We start from the raw sequence: 23,630 nt of genomic DNA, 5'->3' as shown, positions 1-23,630 counted from the left end.
AGAATATCCTTTGTCTGAATGCTATTTAAAACAGCTTTATCTTTATAGGGTTTCTGCTAAAATTTTCGCCAAAGCTTTGACGTGTTCAGCATAATTAGTTTTCGGCTGATTTTGCAGTTCAACTTGAGCTTGTTGAAGTTTTGATGTAGTTTTTTCTAACTCTTGTTTGGTCTGATGAAGTTGAGATTGAGACTGTTCTAATTCGACTTGAATTTCATCAATTTGAAACTGAGTCAGTTCTAACTCTTCACGAGTTTGATGAAGTTCAGATCGAGATTGTTCGAGTTCTTTCTGAGTTTCTTGTTGCTGAGACTGAGTTTTTTTCAACTGTTCTTCAAGTTGTTTGAGTTGAGTTTGAGATTCTTCTAATTGAGTTTGCAGTTGTTGAGATTGAACTTGAGATTCTTCTAGTTCCGTTTGCAGTTGTTGAGATTGAACTTGGGATTCTTCTAGTTCCGTTTGCAGTTGTTGAGATTGAGATTGAGATTCTTCTAATTGAGTTTGCAGTTGTTGAGATTCAACTTGAGATTTTTCCAGTTTCGTTTGCAATTGTTGAGATTCAACTTGAGATTCTTCTAATTGAGTTTGCAATTGTTGAGATTCAACTTGAGATTCTTCTAATTGAGTTTGCAATTGTTGAGATTCAACTTGAGATTTTTCCAGTTTCGTTTGCAATTGTTGAGATTCAACTTGAGATTCTTCTAATTGAGTTTGCAGTTGTTTAACTTGAGATTGAGATTCTTCTAATTGAGTTTGCAGTTGTTTAACTTGAGATTGAGATTCTTCTAATTGAGTGTTAAGTTGTTGAGATTGAGATTGAGATTCTTCTAATTGAGTGTTAAGTTGTTGAGATTGAGATTGAGATTCTTCTAATTGAGTGTGAAGTTGTTGAGATTGAACTTGGGATTCTTCTAATTGAGTGTGCAGTTGTTGAGATTGAGATTGAGATTCTTCTAACTCCGTTTGAGTTTGTAGTTGTTGAAATTGAGAGCTTTCTAACTCTTTTTGTATTTGTTCGTAGCGAGACTGTAAATCTTCTAATTCCTGTTGAGTTTGCTGGAGTTGGGCTATAGTTACTGTCTTCTCAACTACTGGGGGAGTAGCTTCATCAGAATTAAGCTGAGGTTCGTCGCTACTTGGGGTTAGATATTCGCGGAGGTAGAAAACTTCACCCCAAGCGGGATGATAGGGGTTGGCTTCGGCGATACGAACAAAGTGATGTTCGGCGAGGAAAGCGTCAACTTGGTCAATGAGGGCGGCTCCCTCGAATAACTCCTCGTAGCTAACAGTCGTGTAAATCCCTTCGATGTATTCTAACAGTTGAGTGGCACCCTGGAGGGCGAGGAGTTCAGCGCCTTGGATGTCGAGATAGAGGAAGTTGAAGTCAGTCGGACATAGGTTTAGTTCGTTGAGGAGGGTATCGAGGCTGCGGGACTCTACGGTAATTTCTTGGGTAACTTTCAGGTTGGGGTAAATTTCCCGGTATCCGGTTAGGGGGAGGATAGAACTATTAGACTCGATAGAGGTGAGGTTGAGGGTAACGGGAGTGTTGTGATTGGCGATCGCACTGTGAGCAACAATAACATTAGGTTTATCGGCGAAGTTGGCTTGCAGGTGTTCAACGGCTGTGGGGTTGGCTTCTATCAGCAGTATTTTGGCGGTGTCGGGGGTGGGGTAGCGTTTCAGGTCTTTTCCTTCATAGGCACCGATATGAATGATACCGCGTGGGGTGAGGTTGTGTTGCTGAGTGAGGGTGTGGAGGTCGAGTTTCATGGGGTTAACAGGAGTGGAAGTCTTGAGCCTAGTATTTTATCTTAGTTGTATTGGGGTCAGTTTTTTAATATTAACCTCTCCCCCTGCCCCTCTCCTACGAGGAGAAGGGAGTGATTAACCTGACCTCTCTCCCAGTCTCTCTCAAGCCGTTATGATCAATGAAATCCGAGGTGAGATATGTTTACCCAGATAGAAGAACAGAAAATTTCATTGACTTTAGAGGAGTTTCTGGACTGGTATCCTGATGGTTATGAGGGTCGATTTGAATTGCATGATGGGGAGATCGTTCAAATGCAACCGACGGGAACTCACGAACAAGTTGCTGGTTTTCTTGCATCAAAACTATCAGTTTACATTGAGCGTCTGAATTTGCCGTTTTTTATTCCCAGGCAAGGGCTGATTAAAGCGATTGATTCCGACAAATCGGCTTATATTCCTGATGTGATGGTCTTGGATTATAATGCACTAGAAAACGAGTCTTTATGGAAAAAGCGATCGACGATTACTCAAGGTACGAGTATTAAATTAGCCATAGAAGTGGTCAGTACGAATTGGCGGGATGATTATTTAATGAAGCTCGGAGAATATGAGAAATTGGGAATCGCTGAATATTGGATTGTTGATTATTTGGGTTTGGGAGGTCGCCGTTATATTGGAGATCCGAAGCAACCGACAATTTTGGTTTATCATTTAGTGGAGGGAGAATATATGGTCAATTTATTTAGGGGTCAAGATATTCTGCGATCGCCAACTTTCCCCGAGTTAAACTTGACGGCAGAACAGATATTTTCAGTGGGGCAGTAATTCCGAAAATGCGATCGCATAGCGTCTGGGAGCGAGAATCGCTTGATTTGAGCGAGTAATAAGAATTAAAAATAATATTATTTGTCAAGTACGGATAACCGAATGCCTTACATCGGCAAACCGAATCTCTAAGTCGCTTTTGTTTGGTTTCTGAATCGGAGTCTGTAGGTTGGGTTAAGGAACGCAACCCAACATTCAATTTCTGGGTTAACCTCTCCCCCAACCCCTCTCCTACAAGGCGAGGGGAGTTGGCTTGTAGGAGAGGGGAGAGTCGCTGACTTGATCAGAGATTTGTTGTTGTCTATAATCTGTTTAGCCGCAATTCTAGCTGCATATGAACTATTCCTCTGCATTAGCTGTACTTCAAGAAAAATACCCGAATTTAGCTGTGATTGAGGTTTGGGAGAATGTTCTGTTTTTACGAATGAGTAGGGGTCGTTGTGTTTTCCACCGGAAAAAAGGGACGATTTTTGCGGGTTTGGAAGTTGGGACTTGGGTCTTGGCGGCCGATAATCAAGTTGAGGCTAGAAAGTTATATAAACAGATGGCAATTAAACTGCATCCTGATAAGCAGTCGGGGAGCCATGACAAGTTTATTAAGCTAAAAAATTGTTACGAAAATTATGAGACAATTAGAGCTAGACTTGGGGCCGGATTTTCTGAATACGATGACTACCCAGAAGACCCAAAATACTCAAAATCTTATTACTACAGAGAAAGACAAACAGACGAGTGGTTCAGGGAAACCTACAGCAGCTATCAAGCCTGGGTTAAAAGACGCAAGGAACAAGACGAGTACGTCAGAAGGCAAGTCGAAAAGTGGGGGTGTCCTTTTTGATGAAACGAGTCGCCGGGTTTTAGATAGAAGACCTCGCTTTGAGAAGGATTATCAGCAACAGTTGGTTTATTATTTGACTAAGGCTTGTCAGTATCTGCCTTGGCGTTTATATATAGAATTGGAGGTTGATTTTCAGGGAAAGCAGGGTTTTATCGACTTGGTTTTAAAAACCCAAAGCCCTCAACATATTTTGATGGAGTTGAAAAAAACCACGATAACTGTTGCTCAGGTTAATAATACTTTATCACGGCATTATATAGAAGGGTATAAGCAACGGACTAAACAGGGTAAATATCCGATGCTTTATATTATTGGTTCTCAATTTGAACCGGAGGCTGAAGATTACGCGGATCAGCTTAACGAGGAATGGAATTGGCAGTTTAAAAGGTATAAATATAAGCCTCAAGTCCAGGTCAGGAATTATGAGCAATTAATGGAGTTTTTTGACTCTAAGTTGAGCGGAACTGATATCGGTGGTTTTGAGTTGGACCGGGTGAGGCGGGATGTTCCTTTGTTGTATGAGTTGAAAACGGGGGATTATTTAACATAAAAACTAATATTTGTCAAGTACGAATAACCGAATGCTTTATTCAGGGAAACCGAATCTCTAAGTCGCTTTTGTTTGGTTTCTTAACTCATTCGGAGTCTGTAGGTTGGGTTAAGGATCGCAACCCAACATTCTATCTTTGACATACTCCCCATTTCTAAAGAAAGGGGATTCTTAGCTATTGCTAATTCTTGGTTCATCAACACCACTTATTAAGTCGGATGTCTCCTGATTAACAGAGGTGGAATCTCCCCAAGCGTTTCCTCGAACGAGGCAGTTTCCGAATGCCCTTCGGTACTATTATACTCAGCCCCTAAAATGCTCATGCCCTTCTTTAAAATATTTAATGCCGCATTAGTATCCCGACAGATTTCTGTCTGACATTTAGGGCATTTATGAGTGCGGGTGCTAAGTGATTTTTTCACCCGAAACCCACAGTTAGAACAATCGGCAGAAGTGAAATGTGGGCTAACAGAAATCACCGCTTTATCCCAAACTTTTCCAAAATAGTCTAACCATTGGGTGAATTGATACCAACTCGCGTCTGAAATCGACTTAGCTAAATGATGGTTCTTGACCATGTTTTGTATCTTGAGGTCTTCGTACACCACGACATCGTTAGATGTCACGACGCACCGGGCTAACTTCACAGCCCAGTCTTTACGTTGGCGTTGAACCTTCAAATGTGCTTTTCCTAGTCTTTTTCTTGCTTTGTGGTAGTTATTTGATTGAGGTTGGGAATCGACCCGTCCGCACGCACCTGATTCGCAATCTGGTGAACGGACTGGCTTTTTACCCTTCACAAACTTCCTAGATAGTCGTCGCTGTAGCTTTTTAATTCGCTTTTCAGATGACCTTAAATACTTGGGATAGATGGCTGCATTGTCGTTAGTGTCTTTGTAGAAATAGTTTAAACCCAAGTCTAAACCGACTACTTTTCCGGTATAGTTTCCCGGTTCAGACCGATTAGCATTAAAGCAGAATTGTGCATAATACCCATCGGCTCGTCTGACTACTCTCACTCGATTTATCTTCAATGTAAATAAATCCCTTCTAACATCTGAGTTGCAGAATAAAGAAAATTCACCTGCTTTAAACCCATCTGTGAAGTTAATTGATTTACAGTCGTCTGACAGTTTCCAGCCAGTGGTTTTGTACTCAACTGAGCGACAATGTTTTTTGAACTGAGGATAACCCTTTTTTTTGGCTCCCTCACGGCAACGACGATAGAAGCTAGATATTGAATTCCAAGCTCTTTCACCAGAAGCTTGACGTGCCATTGAGTTAAGTTTATTAGCAAAAGGGAATTCTTTCGCCAACTCTTTACAGAGGCGAGAAATACGAGATTTATCTACATCCCGTTCATCTCGCCATAGTCTAACTGCCTTGTTTCTGATGAATTGAGCAGTTCTTATGGCATCATCAAGTCTTGAGTATTGAGACTTGGAACCGTTTAATAACTTTGCTTCTCGTACAATCATGGTATAATTTTACAACACAACTCCCCGGATAACAATATTAATTGTTCGCTATCCATCCCCATGTCTAAAGACTGGGGCTTTCCGCTCAACTTCGGTAATGTACTGAACTGAGAACCGTTATGGAACTAAGAACACCTGTTGTTCTAATTATATTTAGGCGTCCAGATACTACGCAAAAAGTTTTTGAGGTGATCCGTCAAGTTAAGCCTTCTAAACTTTTCGTTATTGCTGATGGGCCACGTCTAGATAAACCAGGGGAAGCTGAAAAATGTATGGCCGCTCGAAAAATTATTGAGCAGGTAGACTGGAATTGTCAAGTCTTAACGAATTATTCTGATATTAATTTGGGCTGTAAAAAACGGGTATCTAGTGGGTTAGATTGGGTTTTTAGTTTGGTAGAAGAAGCGATTATCTTAGAGGATGATTGTGTACCTGACCCGACGTTTTTTTACTTTTGCCAGGAGTTGTTGGAACGATATCGGGATGAGACTCAGGTGATGCAGATTACTGGAGAAAATACGCACGGTTATCAGTGTACAGATTCTAGTTATTATTTTTCTCAGTATAGTTTTTATTGGGGATGGGCAACTTGGCGTAGAGCCTGGAAATTGTATGATGGCAGTCTGAAACTATGGCCCCAACTTCGAGACACAAAATGGTTAGATGATTTGCTGGTAAATGAACGGGCTGTTCAGTATTGGTCAAATATTTTTGACCTGGTTTATGAGGGGTTTAATTCTTGGGGATGGGCGTGGACTTTTACCTGTTTTTTACATCGGGGTTTGTGTCTGGGGTCAAATGTTAATTTAATTTCTAATCTTGGTTTTGGAGTTGATGCAGCCCATACAAATCAAGAGTTTGATGAAATTGCAAATATCCCTTTAGAAGCGGTTTCGTTCCCCTTAAATCATCCGACTAAATTGGTTCGTGATTCGGAAGCAGAGAGAGTAATAGATCATCATCGATTAAGTGGCAGACAGTATTTTCATGGGATTAGAAAGCAAGCTTTAGAGAAACTGAATACAGGTAAGAATATAGAAGCTTTTCAATTGTTTGAAGAGTGTATTGCTTTTCGTCCTGATCAAGTCGGGTTGTATTACGGAAAGGCTGTGAGTTTGGCGAGGCTGGGTAGAATAAATGATGCAATTACGGCTTTAAAAAGTTTAACAGATATTATTCCTCATCATCAAAAAGCCAATGTACTGCGTGGAGAAATGCGGAGCAATATATTGAGTATAAGCTCTAAAAATTCAGATCAAGAACGCTTACTATATCGGTACATTTCTCTGGAAGATGTAGTAACAGTTTGTTCGTCTATCCATAAGATTGAGATTAAGTTTTCAAATCAACAGTCTATCGGTCAAAACTTGAGTCAAGAAGATTATTGGGAAAATTTCTGGATATTCAATAACGGATCAAATCAAGACCTAAAAGTAATCTGTCTTGTCCGAAATCCTATTGAAGTGAATATTTTTGGTTTCTTTAACAATATAGAAAAACATTATCCCGCATTGACTAAGATGCAAATTAATGATATAGATATTAATGATATGATTGATAAGTTTCTCAGTCTTGATCCTGCTTTTTATTTAACTGAGGTTGATAAAAAGTTTCGAGATTGGTTTGGATTGGATATTTATGAGACATCCTTTTCTGCGCTCGGATGGAAAACATATATACACCAAAAATATCACATTTTAGTAATGCAATTTGAATTGCCAGATTCCGAAAAGAAAAATCTGATCAACAAGTTTTTTGATTTGAAACAAGTCCCATTTTTAAACAAAATTTTAAGTAGCGAAAAATGGTACAATCGTAAATATTTAAAATTTAGGAGTAAATTATCTGTAAGTCGTGAATATCTGGATAGATGTCTTGGCTCTCGATATACAAAACACTTTTACAGATGGGAACAAATCGATGAGTTTTATCAAGTCTATCAATCAAAATAACTCGCTAGGTATAGGCATTATTGAAAATAACAAACAAAAATTTACCGAAAACAATATCAATAGGATTGACGTTTTAACGATCAAGTTTTATGGTAATATAAATTGGGTTTTGAATAAATGTTAAAGCGATGATAGACAATCAAAAAGTTGTATTGAATCAACTGAAAAACAAAATTGAAAATCGGACAGCAATTATAGGAATTGTGGGGTTGGGATATGTGGGCTTACCTTTTGCTGTGGAAAAAACCAAAGTTGGTTTTCAGGTTTTAGGAGTGGAGCAGAACCCCCAGAGAACTGAACAGGTGAATCAAGCCCAAAATTATATCAGTGATGTCAAAGATGAGGAGCTAAAGCAAGCGGTTGAAAGTGGAAAGTTGCGGGCTTTTACCACGTTTGAACCGATTTCAGATGCAGATGTGATTGTGGTGTGTGTCCCCACCCCTTTAACGAAGAACCTGACACCGGATTTAAGCTATATTGAGAATGTAACAAATGAAATTGCTCATCATTTACGGCCGGGACAGTTAATTTCTTTGGAATCGACCACATACCCCGGAACCACCGACGAAGTAATGAAACCAATTTTGGAAGAAGTGAGTGGGCTAAAACAGGGAGAAGACTTTTTCCTAGCTCACTCTCCCGAACGGGTCGATCCGGGTAATAAAAGATATACCACAAAAAACACCAACAAAGTTGTGGGAGCTTCCGATGCCAATTCATTAGCGGTGGCTACTTTATTCTATGCCCAAACCATTGAACACGTTGTTCCGGTCAGCAGTGCGAAAGCGGCGGAGTTGGTTAAGGTTTTTGAAAATACCTTCAGGGCGGTTAATATTGCCTTGGTTAATGAGTTGGCAATGCTCTGTGATTGTATGAACCTGAACGTTTGGGAAGTATTAGATGCTGCTAATACTAAACCTTTTGGAATTATGCCCTTTTATCCTGGCCCTGGAGTGGGTGGACACTGTATTCCTTTAGACCCCCACTATTTGGAATGGAAAGCCAAAGAATTTAATTTCAGCACCCATTTTATCGCTTTGGCTGGGGAAATCAACAGAAAAATGCCCGAGTTTGTCCGCCAGAAAGCTTGGCGAGTTCTAAATCACAAGGGGATTGCACCCAGTCGAGCTAAAATTTTGGTGATGGGAGCGGCTTATAAGAAGGATTTAGGAGATTGGCGAGAGTCGCCAGCGATTGAAGTAATCAGCTATTTTTTAGAAGATGGAGTCAAAGTGATGTACCATGACCCCTATGTGCCGGAAATTCAAGTGGGAGATTGTACATTGTCCTCAGTTGAACTCACAGAAGCGACCCTAAAGGCTGTAGACTTAGTTGTGATTGCCACCGATCATAGCCAGATTGACTATGTTCATGTGGTTGAGAAGGCAAAGGCCGTTCTGGATACGCGGGGTGTCACTCGGCATTTAGACTGTAATCGGGAAAAGGTGACGTTGCTGTGAATCAAGTTATTGTCGTTGGGGCGGGAAATTGGGGCCGGAATTTGGTCAAAAACTTTTATCAGTTGGGCGCTTTGGCCGGAGTGGTAGAGGTTAACTCATCGTTACGAGAGCAAATTGCTCAAACTTATCTGGATGTTCCCACTTATGAAGAATATAACCAAGGGTTAGAAACCGATATACCCGCAGTGGTTTTAGCGACTCCCGCCCCAACTCATTATCAGTTGGCCCTGACTGCATTGGGGGCGGGTAAGGATGTGTTTGTTGAGAAGCCGATGACTTTACAAGCGTCTGAAGCCCGACACTTGGCGGAATATGCTGAGGAAAAGTCTCGGATATTGATGGTTGGTCATCTCCTGCTGTATCAACCTGCGATTAGCTGGATGCGGGACTATTTGGCGACGGGGAAAGCTGGAGAAGTGTTGCACGTCTCAACGCAACGGGTGAAATTGGGGAAAGTTCGGCGAGAAGAAAACGTTTGGTGGTCGTTTGCTCCCCATGATATCTCTGTAGTGTTGGACTTATTGGGACAGCCAGCGCTGACTCGGGTGAAAGCAAGCGGTCATGCGATGTTGCAGTCGGGAATAGAAGATAATGTTCATGTTGACTTGGAGTTTGAAGGCGGAAAAACGGCTCACATTCACTGTTCTTGGTACTGGCCTTTATTAACGAGAACGACGGTGGTAATTGCGGAAAAGCAAATGCTGGTTTATGATGAGGTCTTGCAAAAAATCACGGTTTATGATAAGGGCGTGGATGAGAATTTTAACAATCGGGATGAGGGAAGCTATGAGGTGGAAGTGGCAGATACTCAACCGTTGAAGATTGAATGTGAACATTTTTTAGACTGTGTTCAAACTCGAAAACGTCCCCGTTCTGATGGGTGGAATGGTGTGGCGGTGGTCAATATTTTAGAGAAAGCGACGGAGATGTTACATGGCTGAATATTTTGTCCATGAGTCAGCCTATGTCGATGATGGGGCTGAGGTGGGAGAAGGCACTAAGATTTGGCATTTTTGTCATGTGATGGGCAAAGCGAAAATTGGCAAAAACTGTTCTTTTGGGCAGAATGTTTTTGTCGCGAATAATGTTGTGATTGGGAATGGGTGCAAAATTCAGAATAACGTTTCTCTCTATGAGGGGGTTATTCTGGAGGATTATGTGTTTTGTGGCCCTAGTATGGTGTTTACTAATATTAAAACGCCTCGTTCTGAGTTTCCCCGCAATACCAGTGATGATTATTTAACGACTGTAATTAAACGGGGGGCGAGTATTGGGGCGAATGCCACGATTGTTTGCGGAATAACCCTGCATGAGTGCGCTTTTGTTGCTGCGGGGGCGGTGGTGACGAAGGATGTTCCAGCATTCGGAATGGTGGCGGGGGTTCCGGCTAAACTCATCGGTTGGATGAGTGCCTATGGGGATGTGTTGGAGTTTGATGCTGAGGGGTACGCCGTTGATTCGATTGGCGTGAAATATCGAAAGATTTCGGCTGTGGAAATTGAACAAGTTTAGAGTGAGGAGATTTGTTTAAAATGAGTCAGACTAAGATTCCGGTTTTGGATTTGAAGCCACAATACGACAGTATTAAAGGGGAGATTCAGGCGGCTATCAATCGGGTGATTGAGTCGAGTCAATTTATCATGGGGCCTGATGTTAAGGAGTTTGAACAGGAGGTGGCGGCTTATCTGGGGGTTAAGTATGCCATTGGGGTGAATTCGGGTACGGATGCTTTGGTGATTGGTTTGCGGGCTGCGGGAATTGGAGAAGGGGATGAGGTGATTACCACTCCTTTTTCTTTTTTTGCGACGGCGGAATCGATTAATAACGTCGGGGCGAAGGTGGTGTTTGCGGATATTGACGGGAGTACCTACAACATTGACCCCCAGCAGATTCGGGCCAAGATTACTCCCCGCACCAAGGCGATTATGCCTGTGCATTTGTATGGACAACCTGCCGCGATGGGACAAATTAGGGAGATTGCCCAGGAACATGGTTTAAAGGTGATTGAGGATTGCGCCCAGTCTTTTGGGGCGAGGTATGCGGGTCAGTGTCAGTTGGATTGTGTTTGTCAGGAACAGACACGGGAGGCGATTAGTGGCAAGGCGACGGGTACGATTGGTGATGTGGGGGCTTTTTCCTTTTTCCCGTCTAAGAATTTGGGGGGTTATGGTGATGGGGGGATGATTGTCACGGATGATGAGCAAATCGCTGAAGTCGCTGGGATGTTGCGGGTGCATGGAGCCAAGAAAAAGTATCACAATGAGGTTGTGGGATATAACTCCCGGTTGGATACGCTCCAAGCTGCGGTGTTGCGGGTGAAGCTGCAATATATTGATAAGTGGAATCAGGGTCGGCGTCGGGTGGCTGAGGTTTATAATCGGTTATTGGCGGATGTGGAGGGTGTGGTGACTCCGGGGTTAGTCGAGGGTCATGTGTTTCATCAGTACACGGTGCGGGTGACTGACGGAAAGCGCGATGGCTTGAAGGCGTATTTGGCAGAGCAGGGGATTGGGACTATGATCTATTATCCTGTGCCACAAGACCAGTTACCTGTTTATAAAGGGCAGTATGAGGCTTGTCCGGTGAGCGATTTGGCGGCTCAGGAGGTGTTGAGTTTACCGATTTGGCCGGAGTTGGAGGAAGATGTGATTGAGAGGGTGGTTGGTGAAATTCAGGTGAGCTTGTTATCCAGTAAAGTTCACTAAAGAATATCCATAATGTTTCAAACATTTAGATTATGCAAGGCTAAAACGATGGGGGAAGAGAAAGATCAGCATTTTTATAACAACATTTATAGTAGTTCTGAAAAGTACAAGAGACGACCTGAACAAATTAAATATTATTATGAAGTTTGGTGCGAAGGTATTAATCGAATCAAGAATTGTGTATCTCAAGAAAAACATATTATAGACTTGGGTTGTGGTCCTGGTCATTTTGCTTCTTTATTAGCTTTACATTTAGATACTCTGGAAAAGTATGAAGGTTATGATTTTTCAGAAGCAGCAATTAACATGGCTAAGTCTTTGGTTGGTAAAGATGATAGGTTTAAGTTCTACGAACAAAACTTACGAGATTTTGATTTTCCCAAAAAAAACAATTTAGTCGTAACTATGTATGAGTTTTTAGAACATATTTCATTTGATTTAGAATTAATTAGTAAAATTCCACCAGGCACATGGACTGTGTTTAGTGTTCCTTCTTATGATAGTGCGGGTCACGTCAGATGGTTCGATTCTTTGCAGGAGGTTAAAAATCGCTATGAGCGATTGATAAAAATAGAAAGTGTTTACACTTGCAAAGTCAAGAAAAATAAAATTTATTTGTGTATGGGCAGAAAAGTCGGCTTTGATCGGCCCGAAAAATTAATTCAAGTGGGTAATAAATATAAAAGAGAAAAGAAATTGGAAGTTGCTATACAAATCTATTATCAAAACTTGGAGTTCAATTCAAAGAGCTACTTATCCTACCAAGTGCTGGCTGAAGCTTTAGCAGAAAATGGTCAACTTTTAGAATCGTTAGCCTATTTTCATCAGGCTATAACATTAAATCAAAAATCGGCTATTTGCCATTTTTTGATAGGTAAAACATTGTTTAACTACAATCTGCATTATGAGGCTACTATTTACTTTAAAAAAGCTCTCACAATCCATCCTGGGTTAATTTTGGCATCTAATTATTTAGAGAAAGCCATGCTTAAATTAGGTAAAATAGAGAGTTGAATAAAAATAGGCTGTATAATTTTATTTTTATGTATATAGTGTTAATTGAGCTTGCCAAGGGCAACCAAAAACTCAGTAATGCCTGCTTTTGCATAAATTTTCTTTAATTCCACGTGTCTATTAGAACACAGCCGTGAGGCACATAAATATCAGATCTGCATAGTAGGAGGACACTTCAGCTCGATATTTTTATGTTGGTATATCTGCATAGACGGCCAATGTCGCGTATACTCAAACCACTTGTCAGCATAATTCTTAAATACCGAATCTCCAGTAATCTGATGCAGTTGCCGAAGGCTTTTGATGTGCATGAAGTGGTAGACATTGTAGTGTTTGCCAGCAATCTTTTTCTTGAAGTTCGTTGGATAAGCAGAAATCTCGTAGGGCTTTGACTTCAGCTTGAAGACGACGTTATTCGTACCAATAGCCAACGGGCTAATCCTCTGCCGCCTGAAGTCCTTATGGTATTGTGCGCCTCGTAACGGATTATAGCTGATCGGTGGAGCAAGGAATTCGATTGTCCCCTCATAATCGCTCTCGACTGTTAACTCAATCCGTGTCATCTTGAAAATAGAATCAATGGGAAAAACGAAGTTACCACTAATTTCTCCAGTCGTCTTGTCTAGCCCAATTGACCATCGTTCGGACGGCTTGCCAATCTCGAATGGAACACTAATTCCGTGCGGAGTAACAAGAAGTCCGCTTACAACACGAGCATTGTGGGAGAGTTGCAGCTTAAAAGGAACTGAACCTGCCAAGGCGTAGCGGGAGGTCTTGAACTTTGGCATATCATAATAGGGTAACAGTGTTTTCAAAAGGCTTATGCTGCTATGAAAGAGCTGCAAACCCTTCTTAGATTTCGCTTTTTTGGCAAAGCGATATATATTTTCAAGTATTGATAGCCAGCCGTTGAGAATAAAGGTAGGAACCGGATGAGGAGCCTCCTCGAAGCTGATGCCCTCTGGTCGGCGAACCATGACCCCGCCTTCTTCAATCGGGATCGTTAGGCTAGAAAAAGCAGCATCAGCCGCTGTCTTGAAGAGGTCATCCTTAGTAATTAAGTATAAACGCCAGAAAGTAGTAACGTATTTGACTTGAGTGAGTGCCGAATAGTAATCCCTATTCAGTCGATTGAAAGCCGAGTTTTGGGGGTAGATGAAGATTAAGGCTTCGCTGCGCCAATCCATCCGGTTGATGGCAGCGTAACCTGCTCGAACTGCTTGCTGCAAAAGCTGATTTTCACCTTGGGCTTCCCAGGCATCTAAAGACATACGAATCAGGTAGACACCATACAAAGGATGGGGCTGAACGGAGGCATTCGGTAAACCTAGACCTATCGGCGTAGCACCGGGGAACCCATCTGGTAGAAGCTGCATCCGGTAAAACCTAAACAATTCCTCACTTCCTGGAGGGACGATCAACTGTGTGTTCGCTGCTGAATTACCATCTAAATCTACCATGGGATTAATATCCATTATTAGAAAAGGTCTGTACTGTTTAATATACATCAGGAAGTTACGCTTATAAGGCGGGTCAATATTAGCTCTGCGCTGTTTCCAGAGCCATAAGGCTTTAGCCCAGACAACGGTGCTGATGATCCAGCTTCCTCGATTGCTGTGACTATGGCATCAGTGGAGTTAGGGTCAGCCAGACGATTCCATCCTAGATCCAGCAGTTCGACCCATTCGGTTTCTGGGCGAAGTGTCACACAAGGGACTTGGTGAAAAAACGCCTCTTTTTGTACACCACCTGAATCTGTAGCAATGACTACTGCATTTTTTTCGAGCATTACCATGTCTAAATATCCGACAGGATCTATCAACCGAAGACCAGGCTGAGGGGTGAAATTTATATGAGCCAGTTGCTTCCTAGTTCTGGGATGGAGCGGGACGACAACCTCCATATTCTGTCCAATCAAATTCAAGCTCTCCATAATACAGTTCAGTTTTCCAGGATCATCAGTATTTTCAGCTCGGTGTACTGTGGATAGAATAAACTGTTTTGGTTTCAGTTCTAATTTTTCCAGAATGCAGCTTTTTTCCTGAGCCTTGGATGCGTAAAAAAGTGCTGCGTCATACATGACATCTCCCACATTTTGCACCTTTGATCCGGAAATGCCCTCTTTGCGTAAATTATCCACTGCTGTCTGCGTCGGGGCAAAAAGTAAGCTGGCAACGTGATCTGTAAGAACCCGATTAATCTCTTCGGGCATACGCCGATTAAAGGATCGCAAGCCTGCCTCTATATGAACAACGGGAATGTGCAGCTTGACAGCCGCCAGAGTTCCCGCCAAGGTTGAATCGGTGTCTCCAAAAACTAGGACATAATCCGCCTTTTCCTTCAATAAGACTTTTTCAATCCCCTCAATCATGCGACCCGTGTTCTGACCATGACTCCCGCCACCAATGCCGAGATTGAAATCAGGTTTGGGAATCTCCAATTCATCGAAAAATACCTCACTCATATTTTGGTCAAAATGCTGCCCCGTGTGTACGAGTATCTCTCTAACTCCGGAGATTAGACGCAACTTGCGGGATACTGTGGCTACCTTAATAAATTGGGGACGAGCACCAACGATTGTTATCAGTTGCATTACACTACCTAATGTTAATTTTTAATAAATTAGCTAATAACCCTAGCAAAATTTATCCTTCGTTTTTTCTCTAGATCTTTTGCCCTCAACTACTGCGGATTATCAAATGACTTAAGTCCTTCAGTTGATCGACTGTTTTTTTGGGGAAATGCTGTTCTAAAAACAACCAAGGATCATTGATCTTCTCTACAGCATCAGCACTTGTAAGATAATTAGTTATTCGGCTTAAGTTACCTTTAGGATATTTGATGCCAACGGCGACTGCTCCTAGCTCTGCCATAGTTAAAGAAAGATGTCCGTAGTAATAAAACTTACCATCAATCTCAACAGGAATTTTATGTTGATATTTGACAGGAAGCATATCAATTTCGTTTAACTTATGCGTAACATGGATCTCTAGGTGTTTATTGATTTCTAGATCTTTCCATATTGAGTAATCTAGCATTTCTAGCAATTTCTTGGAAACTAACCTGCCAGTACCAATCGTTTCCCCAAGACGTTCCGGCATACCATTGTCTTTGATCTTAGCACCATAACCTTTCCAGTGAACAAGGGATTCGGTTGATTGAAGGTCAAAAAAATAGCTATCTGTAAGACCTGCAAAAAGAACACCTTCATTTAAAAATTGTATATAGTGCAAGATCAGCTGTTCATTAACAAAATCATCTGAACCCATAATAATGACTCCATCTGGGTTATAGCTTTTAGTTAATTGGAGAGCATATTCCCATTTATCGCTTATCGGATTATTAGGAAAGTTATAATACTCAAATCCATATTGTTCACAAAGCTGGCGAGATTTTTCACCTTCAGAGCCTACCGCAAGCATTGTTAAATCAACTTGGTCAAGCAGATTTTTCTTTAAACTCCGGTAATAATCAAGGAAAATTCTTGTAAGTTCAGGTCTAGCCCAAATGCAGGTTAGCAAGATAATTTTCTTGCGTTGTCTATTTGTGTTTATTAAACTATTGTTTAAGTGGCTAATTTTAATAGATGGCTTGAAAGCAGCTAATTTTGCACGCATCAGTTTACTTCGAGTAATACTTAAGCTGTCAAAAAGATGATATACACTGCCAGTTTTGCCAACATTAATTAATGCTTTGTGAAGAGCAGTTTTTAGTAAACTATCAAATTTAACGTTAACATAATTTTGGGTTGAATAATCAGCAATTTTAGAGATTAATAAAAAATTATTTGGATTTAATTCCAGGGATCGTTTATAGTGAGTAAACGCTGATTCAAAGTCATTTTTGGCAAGGCATTCATCTCCTTTTCTTTGATGAAAAAGATAAAATTCATCAAGATTGCTATCTGTTATACTATTAATTTGATTGTTGTTGATGTTATCTTTTTGATCGCCACCAGATTTTTTACCCATTTGAAACTCAATGAAATTGGCGACCGCCACAGGATCAATGGGCTGAATTGGCTGACGATAAATATCAATTAAATTTTTGGCGATGGTATCTGCATTATGGTATTCTCTAGAAAATTTTTGTCCCGCCTCACCATAGCTGGCAACAGCATCAGGATTTAACAAAAGATAGCGAAGGACATCAACAATATTTTCAGGATTGGCATAAGCTAGTGGTGGTGGATATGGTAAATAATGGCGCAAATCATTGCGTATATATGAAACAACTGCCTTTCCCATAGCCATTCCTTCTACAGCCAGCACTCCATACCAACCTATACGAAGCTGATCAACAATGATTGATGCCTTACGATAAACTGCCATAGCCTCCTCATGGGGCATATTTTGCACCAATGTGAATTCAAAGGAAAATCCTTCCTGTTTTAATTGTTCAATTGCATTAAGCACATATTGACTACCCTTGACCTCTGGCCGAGATGGGGCGTGTACTATTAATGGAATCGACCCTATGCTTTTCGGCTGTCCGCAAGCTAGTTGCATAATATCAATTGACCGAGGGACAATCAGCGAATTAGGAACATAGCATTGCACCTCTGGGTCATTAACAAATACGCGATCACACACTCCTAACACAAAATTACGAAATGCTCTTTGATCTGCCTCGTCAAAACAAAAAGGCATTGTTTCGTCAATACCGGATAACTGCTCATCGACGTAGTTGTATGGAGTAGCTTCTTTAAAAATTGAAGACAGGCGAATCTCTGAGCCACGGAAATGGTAAAAAACCCGTTTTCCCATTGCTTTCAATAGGAGTAAATCTAATCCGGCAGGATAATTAAAATATTTATCGTGTAAAAGTGTTCGAGTATGATAGTGGTATGTATTATATACGCTAAGTTCCTGTTTCTGAAAATAAGAACTAACTGCCAAGATAGAGTTTTTTTGGCTTGCAATAGAAACATCGTGTTTATATCGAAAATTGTTCTTACCTAATGCAGCATGTTTGGCCGTGAATCCAAGTTTGCTAATTGCTCTTGATATTGTCCCAGGTTGATTTGCTCCATGAATAGGCAAATGAAGTATTGGTTCAAGAGCATAAACAGGTATTCTCTCTGAGACTAGGCTATTTTTAGCAATTATTTGTTCATATAAATGAAAGATCACTTTTTCCTGTTCTTCCCAGCAATATTGTTGCGCTAATTTGGAGCCTTGTCCTGCATTCAGAAGACCTTTAGGATAGCGTAAGAGGGTTCTTTTTACAGCATCAGCAAAGCCTTCAACATCTCCAGCAGGGAATGTTACACCGCAATCATGCTTGGCTACAAAGTCTTTCATGGCTGTTGTCGCCGTACTTACAACTGGGACACCAGCATGGATATATTCAAAGACCTTATTAGGTAAGGCTAGGTCTGAGTTTTCATATATAGTTACAGGATTAATTCCCACAGTAACATCACGAATAAAAGATGTAACATCGTAGTGAGGAACAAAAGAATGGATATGAAGACGTTTTTCGCAACCATTATTTTTAGCAATGCTGAATAGCTCATCAATAAATTCGCCAGTAGAATTGGTTACAAGGGCAAGGTGTGCATCAGGTAAAAGAGGTAAAGCGTTTATTGCATATTGAACACCGCGTGGAGGTTTTACGCCACCGTTGTAAACTAGCAATGGAATTCTATCTTCAATGCTAAGTGCATGGCGAAGAGATTTAGGATAGAATTGGTCAAAATCACCCAAACGTGGGGTGTTCAAGACAAGGGATGGGGGATGCAGTTTGTATTTTGCGGAAATAATAGCTGACAAGATTGGAGAAACTGTTGTGAGTGCATCGGGCTTGACGATATGATCTTTTTCTTGCTCCCAAAGAAAAGCCCGTGTGTCTTCAGGAAGATTTGTACACCCTTCAACATACTCATGAAGGTCATGTATCCACCCTGTTTCTCCAATCTTGCACTTTTCTCGTAATTTAGCGCCTACTGGCAAACCATACATATCATGAGTATGCAGAAAGTCATAATGTTCTCCTTGGATAGCATCAAGGAAAGCTGCTACCATTCGATCAATAAAAAGAGAAATGTTGGGAGTATCTGGTGTAATCCACCAAACCCTCTCCTTTTTCATTCTAAATCTAGGGTTTGCTATCAATGTAATTTTGAAGGGATAGCCATCAATAATATGCGTTTCAGGAACGATATTTAAACCTAAAATATGCACCCGGTAGCCATGCTTGCTAAGGCTGAAAGCGGTTTTTAAAACCCTTGAATCGCCCTGAACTGCATTAGCAACAATCATAGCGATTGAATATCTTGAATTTCTTATGTATTTTTTGTCAAAAAAAACTGCCATTGCTTTTCCGTATCTTCTCTTAATAATTTAATTGGTTGAAATCAGATCATATTGTCCATCACTTGCAGAAGCAAAATCATGATAATTTTACATGATTTTTTAAGTTCTGGTATTTCAGATAATACTCTTCTAGCTCATCCTGAACTTCGCCGAGTTGATATAGAAGAAGTTCATTTTCCTGACGTAGTTCCGTTTCTACATCTACAACTGGAGAAGTTTGTGCTTTTTTGAAGTTTTCAGATGAGGTAGCCATCTGCTGTAACCCTTTAAATTCTTTGCACTCTTCTCCGTTCGTCTGACCCTTACTGGTTACAATAGCTAACTCTTTCAGTTGATCAATTATTTGATGAGGAAAGTATTTCCCAAAAATCATCCAAGGTTGGGGTTGAACAACTAGGGTATTTGCATCACGCTCAAAATATCTTTCAAGTGGTGTAATGTTTTCCGAAACCTTAATGTCAACTGCATAAGCTCCAATCTCCGCCATTTTAAATCCACAGTGACCTATTCTTAAAGTGTGATCGCCTATCTGAGCTATCACACAGTCATCATACTCCAAAAACTGCAAACCAAGTTGTACCAGTTTTCGAGTCATAGCACCATCAAGCCCACGATCTATATCTAATCCCCTCCATATACTAAACTCCAACTTATCTAGCAGCGTTCTAGATAAGCACCTTCCCATCCCAATAGTTTCCCCAACTCGTGTAGGATCAGCCCGAACATTGTATCCCGTCCATAAAATTAAGCTTTCATTGGCGAGGTCAAAAAAATATCCATCCTTCAACCCACAAAATACTAAATTTTCTTGAAGCTTAATATTATAAAATTCAATCAAACTCTGAGAAATTAGATCATCTGAACCGACTACAATTACTGCATCAGGATCGTAACTAGCACATTGGTTTAAACCGTACTCCCACTTGGCACTTAGAGGGGAGTTTGCGTACTCTACATAATCAAATCCACATTGCTTGCAAAGATGTCGAGAAGTCTTACCTTCAGAACCCACAGCTAGAAGCTCCAGTTTAATCTTACCGGCTAACTCTCTCTTCAAATGCGAATAATAAGATAAAACAATTTTGACTAACTCAGGTCGTTTCCAGACACAAGTTAAAATTACGATCGTATTAATACTTTTCCTTTTTGTTTTAGCAAAGTTTTCCTGAGATTGGCAAATATACGAATCTAGAATAAAATTAGGCTTCCATATTTTTTCTATAACTCGGGTTGCAACTAAGCGACGAATCTGCATTGAACCCTTAGCAACTTTATCCCCTGTCTTTTGAAGAAGAGAAGACTTCGGATTCAACTGTACTGCTTGCTGATAAGATGCGATCGCCTCTTCCGTCTTCCCCAGCTTCTCCAAAGCCTCACCCAGATTAAAATGAGACCAAGCCGCCGAAGGGTTCAACGCCACCGCCTTCCGATAAACCTCAGCCGCCTCATCCAACCGCCCCAACTTGCACAGCGTTTCCCCCAAGTTGTGATAAGACCAATAAAAATCGGGATTTTCAGCAATAGCCTGACGATAGGCAATGGCAGCTTCCTCTAGCTGACCGCTCCTTTGCAATTGGTTTGCTTCCTGAAACTTACTGACCATCACGCAACCTTTCGACTGAAAACTTTCGGGTAGATGCCCAACGCAGAAAATCCTACCACGTTCCGACACCACAATTTACTCAAAACCAGAAATTTGATTCCGATACCTCCACCCCGACGCATACCGTCCCCCAAAAGTTTCCGGTTAAAATCAACAACCTTCGCCCCGCCTAATGTATCGTGAAGTATATGATCCCGACTAAAACCATGACCGAAACCCTACTCGAAAATACCCCCATTATTCTCCAGATGCAACCGGTTTTGGAAATGACAGACGAACAATTTTTTCAATTCTGTCAACTCAACCGAGAGTACCATATTGAACGGACTGCTCACGGAGAATTAATCATTATGTCGCCCACCGGTTCGGAAACGGGAAACCGAAACTTTAAACTCTCCCAACAACTTGCCAACTGGACAGACGAAAATGGGACGGGAATAGGTTTCGATTCTTCCTCCGGTTTCAAGCTTCCCAACGGGGCAAATCGTTCACCGGATGCGGCTTGGATGACCTTAGAAAAATGGAATAAAATTCCTCCAGAACAACAAATCAAATTTGCTCCCGTTTGTCCAGATTTTGTTGTAGAACTTCGCTCTCCCAGCGATTCGTTACAACCTTTGCAAGATAAACTACAAGAATATATTGATAACGGCGCCTCTCTCGGATGGTTAATAGACCGGAAAAATCGCCAAGTTTACATCTATCGCCCTCAAACAAAAGTTGAATGTTTGGATAATCCGAAAACTCTGAGCGGCGATCGCATTTTACCCGGATTTTTGTTAAATCTAGAAAATATTTGGTAGCTCAAACGAACAAAACGATGAGCAAGTCGAGGGCAATCACCCCATCATTTAACACAAGCCACTAAATAGCTAATGTTCTATAGCAGTGTGATATGATTCGTAAAAATTTTATCCGCTCAAAGCCCCCAGAATTGGGGGTTTGGGGGCAAGATATTTTTCAAATGATTAATGAATTGCTATATAAGGAGATTGAGATGGGACTAACCTTAAATCTACCAACAACACTCAAATTAACTGAAGAACAGTTTAACGAACTAGCCCGGTTTAATCAAGATTTACGCTTGGAATTAACCGCAAAAGGGGATTTAGTTATTATGCCACCAACGGGGGGAGAAACAGGCGAACGTAACTTTGAAATTAGCGGACAGCTTTGGCAATGGAACCGCAAGAATCGTTTGGGTAAAGCCTTTGATTCTTCTACGGGGTTTCGTTTACCGAATGGGGCGACTCGTTCTCCTGATGTGAGTTGGATCAAACAAGAACGTTGGGAAGCACTAACCTCAGAACAACGGAAGAAATTTTTACCCCTCTGTCCAGATTTTATCGTCGAGTTGGTATCAGAAAGTGATGAGATAGAAGACACTCAGAAAAAAATGCAGGAATATATTGAAAATGGTTTGCAGTTGGGCTGGTTAATTAATCCCAAAACCCAAACCGTAGAGATTTATCGCCCTCAAAAAGATGTTGAATATTTGGATAATCCGAAAACTCTGAGCGGCGATCGCATTTTACCTGGATTTTTGCTAAACCTTGAAAATATTTGGTAGGAAAGGGAAAAAGTAGCGATAATCTTACAATTCTCCTGTTTGTCTGAGAAGCGACTGAACAAATTCATCGGCTAACCATAACCCTGCATCTCGTAAAGCTTGAATTGGAATTGTAACCGAAGGTATTAGACCTCTCTTTTTGGCAAGAAGTAGTATTCCCACGGTTCCTAAAACCGGAATCTCTAATGTTCGAGCAACTCGGCGGGCGGCTGCATCATCAATAATCGCTCGATAGTCAGGATTCTCCAAAGTCAGACTCAAAACCTCTGATTCTCCCGCATCTAATCCCCAACTGCTAATCCTTGGTGAAATCGTAGCAACACTAACTCGTTTCACCCAAGAAACGGTAGGAAGTTGTTTTGAAGCTGCATCTGTCTTACCCGCTTCGACCACTTCACACCACACCGCCTCTGGAACCCAAATCTCTGTAAACAGTCGTGGAAGAAGATCAATTAACTCACTTTTAAACAGTACAATCAAAGGAGAGGTATTAATGATCACTTTTTCAATCAACATTTTCAACTTCTTCAAAAACTTCTTTGACAGAATATTGAAAGGGTGACACCTGATAGCGGTACAAAATATTAATAAACTCCGCTCGGTTTAACCCCGCAAGTTCTGCTGCTTTCCCTTGAGAAATTTCTCCTAGTTCGTACCACTTCACTGCGGCTGCAACTTTCATTTCCTGAGCAAGTTCTACCGGATCTTTCCGCAGTGCTGAGAAAATTGTTTCTGGAACTTGAATTGAAAGATTTCTCATGGCATCAACACCTAATTGATCTAGAATCCAACTTGAGTATAAAATAAAATTAGCCGTTTGAATCCAAATTCCTGTTAAACCTGGAAAATATTGGGTATAATAGACAAACAAAGCCATGATCGAGCCAACTGCAATCACCCAAACCCTTAACCGTTTATCAAAAGTTGAGTCTCGGTTCAATCTCCGACGCACCTCAGATGAACGCTTTTTTACAGAATGATGGGAAAATCCATGACTGCTTCAGATAGAATTGCAATTAATCCCCAACTTAAACCCACTTTAAAAATTACCCTATTCGCCGTTCCCAAACCTTTTATCGGTCAGATTTCTACTCTACAACGCAATGCGATCGCCAGTTGGTTGAACCTCTCGCCCCAACCGGAAATTATCCTGTTTGGAAGCGATCAAGGTGTTCGGGAAGTCGCCCAAGAATTCGGGGTGAAACATATTCCTAATGTTCGTTGTACGCCTCAAGGTACGCCCCTACTCAATGATATTTTTGCCCAAGTTCACCAAATCGCCACCCATCCGATTTTAGCCTACGTTAACGCCGATATTATTCTCCTTAATGATTTCTTTCCCACCGTTCAACAGGTTAGCAGCAAAGAGCCAAAATTTTTAATCTTAGGACGGCGTTGGAATCTTGATATTAATCATCCTATTAATTTTACCACATCCGAAGTCGAAAAGCAACTTCGCGATCGCCTTCAACAAACCGCAATCTTTGGCGGAATTGGGGCGTTAGATTATTTCGTATTTCCCAAACCTTTATTTTCCAAATTACCCGAATTTGCAGTGGGAAGGGC

At 41.1% G+C, this 23,630-nt stretch carries 18 protein-coding genes and 1 pseudogene; 11 read left to right on the top strand and 8 right to left on the bottom strand.

The annotated features are described in order from the left end of the window. Positions 1–42: 42 nt before the first annotated feature. The gene (locus WN50_RS11790; RefSeq protein ID WP_049559200.1) at positions 43–1,773 is read right to left on the bottom strand and encodes an FkbM family methyltransferase; all 1,731 of its coding nucleotides are present in this window, start codon (positions 1,771–1,773) and stop codon (positions 43–45) included. A 177-nt stretch (positions 1,774–1,950) separates the two neighbouring features. On the opposite strand from WN50_RS11790, the gene WN50_RS11785 reads away from it, so the two are divergent. Together WN50_RS11785 and WN50_RS36115 are read left to right on the top strand one after the other, a co-directional pair. After that, the gene (locus WN50_RS11785; RefSeq protein ID WP_046276862.1) at positions 1,951–2,577 is read left to right on the top strand and encodes a Uma2 family endonuclease; all 627 of its coding nucleotides are present in this window, start codon (positions 1,951–1,953) and stop codon (positions 2,575–2,577) included. A gap of 623 nt (positions 2,578–3,200) precedes the next feature. Further along, a complete protein-coding gene (locus WN50_RS36115; protein WP_235440931.1) occupies positions 3,201–3,965 on the top strand; it encodes a hypothetical protein in 765 nt (254 codons plus the stop codon). Positions 3,966–4,174: 209 nt separating this feature from the next. Here the strand turns inward: WN50_RS36115 and WN50_RS11770 are convergent, their stop codons facing one another. After that, on the bottom strand, positions 4,175–5,443 hold the full coding sequence (locus WN50_RS11770) for an RNA-guided endonuclease InsQ/TnpB family protein (RefSeq protein ID WP_049559197.1): 1,269 nt from the start codon (positions 5,441–5,443) through the stop codon (positions 4,175–4,177). A 119-nt stretch (positions 5,444–5,562) separates the two neighbouring features. Between WN50_RS11770 and WN50_RS11765 the strand changes: the two genes are divergently transcribed. The 6 genes from WN50_RS11765 (at position 5,563) to WN50_RS11740 (ending at position 12,574) form a co-directional block, all read left to right on the top strand. Continuing rightward, positions 5,563–7,395: a putative capsular polysaccharide synthesis family protein gene (locus WN50_RS11765; protein WP_049559196.1), complete on the top strand. Its 1,833-nt coding sequence runs from the start codon at positions 5,563–5,565 to the stop codon at positions 7,393–7,395. 128 nt (positions 7,396–7,523) lie between these two features. Continuing rightward, complete coding sequence (locus tag WN50_RS11760) at positions 7,524–8,855, top strand: nucleotide sugar dehydrogenase (protein WP_046278678.1); 1,332 nt, start codon at positions 7,524–7,526, stop codon at positions 8,853–8,855. Further along, a complete protein-coding gene (locus WN50_RS11755) occupies positions 8,852–9,796 on the top strand; it encodes a Gfo/Idh/MocA family protein (protein WP_046278679.1) in 945 nt (314 codons plus the stop codon). The genes WN50_RS11760 and WN50_RS11755 overlap by 4 nt, the downstream gene beginning before the upstream one ends. After that, positions 9,789–10,367, top strand: a complete 579-nt coding sequence (locus tag WN50_RS11750; protein ID WP_046278680.1) for an acyltransferase — start codon at positions 9,789–9,791, stop codon at positions 10,365–10,367. The genes WN50_RS11755 and WN50_RS11750 overlap by 8 nt, the downstream gene beginning before the upstream one ends. A 20-nt stretch (positions 10,368–10,387) precedes the next feature. Beyond that, entirely contained in the window at positions 10,388–11,560 is a 1,173-nt protein-coding gene (locus tag WN50_RS11745; protein WP_046278681.1) for a DegT/DnrJ/EryC1/StrS family aminotransferase, read from the top strand. Positions 11,561–11,572: 12 nt separating this feature from the next. After that, positions 11,573–12,574, top strand: coding sequence for a methyltransferase domain-containing protein (locus WN50_RS11740; RefSeq protein ID WP_082172286.1), 1,002 nt, complete (start codon positions 11,573–11,575; stop codon positions 12,572–12,574). A gap of 149 nt (positions 12,575–12,723) precedes the next feature. Here the strand turns inward: WN50_RS11740 and WN50_RS11735 are convergent, their stop codons facing one another. The 4 genes from WN50_RS11735 to WN50_RS11720 form a co-directional block, all read right to left on the bottom strand. Further along, positions 12,724–14,034 (bottom strand): D-glucuronyl C5-epimerase family protein, encoded by a 1,311-nt coding sequence (locus WN50_RS11735; RefSeq protein WP_160315343.1) that lies wholly within the window; start codon positions 14,032–14,034, stop codon positions 12,724–12,726. Between the two features lie 47 nt (positions 14,035–14,081). Beyond that, positions 14,082–15,167 carry a non-hydrolyzing UDP-N-acetylglucosamine 2-epimerase gene (gene wecB, locus WN50_RS11730; RefSeq protein ID WP_046278684.1) on the bottom strand — a complete coding sequence of 362 codons (1,086 nt, stop codon included), beginning with the start codon at positions 15,165–15,167 and terminating at the stop codon, positions 14,082–14,084. An 85-nt stretch (positions 15,168–15,252) separates the two neighbouring features. Next, the gene (locus WN50_RS11725; RefSeq protein WP_046278685.1) at positions 15,253–18,891 is read right to left on the bottom strand and encodes a glycosyltransferase family 4 protein; all 3,639 of its coding nucleotides are present in this window, start codon (positions 18,889–18,891) and stop codon (positions 15,253–15,255) included. Between the two features lie 76 nt (positions 18,892–18,967). Further along, positions 18,968–20,494 carry a tetratricopeptide repeat protein gene (locus WN50_RS11720; protein WP_046278686.1) on the bottom strand — a complete coding sequence of 509 codons (1,527 nt, stop codon included), beginning with the start codon at positions 20,492–20,494 and terminating at the stop codon, positions 18,968–18,970. A 188-nt stretch (positions 20,495–20,682) separates the two neighbouring features. Between WN50_RS11720 and WN50_RS11715 the strand changes: the two genes are divergently transcribed. Both WN50_RS11715 and WN50_RS11710 read left to right on the top strand, forming a co-directional pair. Beyond that, positions 20,683–21,297: a Uma2 family endonuclease gene (locus tag WN50_RS11715; protein ID WP_281062880.1), complete on the top strand. Its 615-nt coding sequence runs from the start codon at positions 20,683–20,685 to the stop codon at positions 21,295–21,297. Between the two features lie 194 nt (positions 21,298–21,491). Then, positions 21,492–22,064, top strand: coding sequence for a Uma2 family endonuclease (locus WN50_RS11710; protein ID WP_046278690.1), 573 nt, complete (start codon positions 21,492–21,494; stop codon positions 22,062–22,064). A 24-nt stretch (positions 22,065–22,088) separates the two neighbouring features. On the opposite strand, the gene WN50_RS11705 is transcribed toward WN50_RS11710, so the two are convergent. Together WN50_RS11705 and WN50_RS11700 are read right to left on the bottom strand one after the other, a co-directional pair. Continuing rightward, on the bottom strand, positions 22,089–22,580 hold the full coding sequence (locus tag WN50_RS11705) for a PIN domain-containing protein (protein ID WP_046278688.1): 492 nt from the start codon (positions 22,578–22,580) through the stop codon (positions 22,089–22,091). Beyond that, positions 22,570–22,941, bottom strand: a complete 372-nt coding sequence (locus tag WN50_RS11700) for a UPF0175 family protein (protein WP_235440930.1) — start codon at positions 22,939–22,941, stop codon at positions 22,570–22,572. Before WN50_RS11700 ends, WN50_RS11705 begins: the two co-directional genes overlap by 11 nt. A gap of 114 nt (positions 22,942–23,055) precedes the next feature. On the opposite strand from WN50_RS11700, the pseudogene WN50_RS11695 reads away from it, so the two are divergent. Then, positions 23,056–23,630 (top strand): annotated as a pseudogene (locus WN50_RS11695) (glycosyltransferase family 2 protein); the annotation flags it as partial.

The sequence above is a fragment of the Limnoraphis robusta CS-951 genome, assembly GCF_000972705.2.
This window is presented reverse-complemented; position numbering and strand designations above follow the sequence as displayed.

Coding starts and splice junctions, on each gene's coding strand:
- WN50_RS11790 (WP_049559200.1), bottom strand. CDS start 1,773: ATGAAACTCGACCTCCACACCCTCACTCAGCAACACAACCTCACCCCA.
- WN50_RS11785 (WP_046276862.1), top strand. CDS start 1,951: ATGTTTACCCAGATAGAAGAACAGAAAATTTCATTGACTTTAGAGGAG.
- WN50_RS36115 (WP_235440931.1), top strand. CDS start 3,201: ATGAGACAATTAGAGCTAGACTTGGGGCCGGATTTTCTGAATACGATG.
- WN50_RS11770 (WP_049559197.1), bottom strand. CDS start 5,443: ATGATTGTACGAGAAGCAAAGTTATTAAACGGTTCCAAGTCTCAATAC.
- WN50_RS11765 (WP_049559196.1), top strand. CDS start 5,563: ATGGAACTAAGAACACCTGTTGTTCTAATTATATTTAGGCGTCCAGAT.
- WN50_RS11760 (WP_046278678.1), top strand. CDS start 7,524: ATGATAGACAATCAAAAAGTTGTATTGAATCAACTGAAAAACAAAATT.
- WN50_RS11750 (WP_046278680.1), top strand. CDS start 9,789: ATGGCTGAATATTTTGTCCATGAGTCAGCCTATGTCGATGATGGGGCT.
- WN50_RS11745 (WP_046278681.1), top strand. CDS start 10,388: ATGAGTCAGACTAAGATTCCGGTTTTGGATTTGAAGCCACAATACGAC.
- WN50_RS11740 (WP_082172286.1), top strand. CDS start 11,573: ATGTTTCAAACATTTAGATTATGCAAGGCTAAAACGATGGGGGAAGAG.
- WN50_RS11735 (WP_160315343.1), bottom strand. CDS start 14,034: ATGGTAGATTTAGATGGTAATTCAGCAGCGAACACACAGTTGATCGTC.
- wecB (WP_046278684.1), bottom strand. CDS start 15,167: ATGCAACTGATAACAATCGTTGGTGCTCGTCCCCAATTTATTAAGGTA.
- WN50_RS11725 (WP_046278685.1), bottom strand. CDS start 18,891: ATGGCAGTTTTTTTTGACAAAAAATACATAAGAAATTCAAGATATTCA.
- WN50_RS11720 (WP_046278686.1), bottom strand. CDS start 20,494: ATGGTCAGTAAGTTTCAGGAAGCAAACCAATTGCAAAGGAGCGGTCAG.
- WN50_RS11715 (WP_281062880.1), top strand. CDS start 20,683: ATGATCCCGACTAAAACCATGACCGAAACCCTACTCGAAAATACCCCC.
- WN50_RS11710 (WP_046278690.1), top strand. CDS start 21,492: ATGGGACTAACCTTAAATCTACCAACAACACTCAAATTAACTGAAGAA.
- WN50_RS11705 (WP_046278688.1), bottom strand. CDS start 22,580: ATGTTGATTGAAAAAGTGATCATTAATACCTCTCCTTTGATTGTACTG.
- WN50_RS11700 (WP_235440930.1), bottom strand. CDS start 22,941: ATGGCTTTGTTTGTCTATTATACCCAATATTTTCCAGGTTTAACAGGA.